Source organism: Spirosoma utsteinense, from assembly GCF_014282275.1.
GTDB classification, from domain to species: domain Bacteria; phylum Bacteroidota; class Bacteroidia; order Cytophagales; family Spirosomataceae; genus Spirosoma; species Spirosoma utsteinense.
In genome coordinates this window covers 1-1,085 of the sequence record NZ_VFIA01000150.1, presented here as the reverse complement: position 1 = coordinate 1,085, position 1,085 = coordinate 1, and the positions used below count along the sequence as shown (strand labels likewise).

At 37.6% G+C, this 1,085-nt stretch carries 1 protein-coding gene; it reads left to right on the top strand.

The window, feature by feature from the left end:
• The first annotated feature begins 246 nt into the window (after positions 1-246).
• Complete coding sequence (locus FH603_RS28185; RefSeq protein ID WP_186742707.1) at positions 247-849, top strand: outer membrane beta-barrel protein; 603 nt, start codon at positions 247-249, stop codon at positions 847-849.
• The last annotated feature ends 236 nt before the right edge of the window (positions 850-1,085 follow it).

The window sequence follows — 1,085 nt, the reverse complement described above, 5'->3', positions numbered from 1 at the left end:
CCGAGACGTAGACAAAACCATAGAAAGTTCGGAGGCTATGCTACGAATTGGCTTTATTTCAATCCTGCTCAATAGGCTGGCCAAATAATAGTCCCAAACATACTCTAAGAGTAATTACGTCCATGCGCTTAAGATAGCGTTACCTATTACCACGTTTACAACAGAATAAAACTCTCATCCAGTTCTTATTTCGTAGGATAAATCGTGAGCAAAAGTCTTTCTTACTTTGGTCAAAACGGTATGAATATGAAATCCATCGCATTTTTACTCATTAGTATGCTCTTAGGAAATTTATCTGCGCGCTCCCAGTCAGTAAGTCAGTTTAGTATCCAAGCTGGTTATTTGTATTCCACCCCTACATTTACCCGAACGACTTACTACCTAATCGGCCTCCCAGATTTTGAGCCAAAACCGGGATTTTATGCCGGTATTAGCTATGAGCATTCTTTATCCCCTTTAGTCACTAGTCAGATAGAGTTTACCTATCAGCAAAAAGGACATACAGTGAAAAATGCCTTTCCTGATGAGAAATTCGGTAATGCTTTTCGCTACTTAAGTATTACCCCAATGGTTGGTATTACACCTATTAAAAACTTGCGTTTCTTAATCGGACCTCAAATTAATTGGTTGATTGACAGATCAATAAACGGAGCGGAGACTTCACAAAGTAAATCAGCAAATCGTCGGTTTGAATTTGGGTTAATGGGTCGTGGTAGCTACCAGTTTTACCGAGTGGGTTTAAGCGTTAGTTATTTTGAAGGGCTTACAGCTTATTATAAATCCAATTTTTTTTATTTAACCAATCAGAATTGGCAATTGGGGTTACATTACCAGCTTGATAAGAAATAACCACACTAAATTTTACAATAAAAGGTGAGGCATTGTTCTCAGGCTGTTTCTTAACGAAGTCAGATAACATGAACTGTGTTAAGGGAATAAATAAAGATATAAGCACTATTTTTATTTGCACTCTTATACTAAATCAAATTCAATAAGTCGTATCTTTGGTTATGGATTACGCTGCTAAAATCAGCCAGACCGTTGACGAACTGCAACAGCTTGAAAAACAGCAGACTAATGTCGCC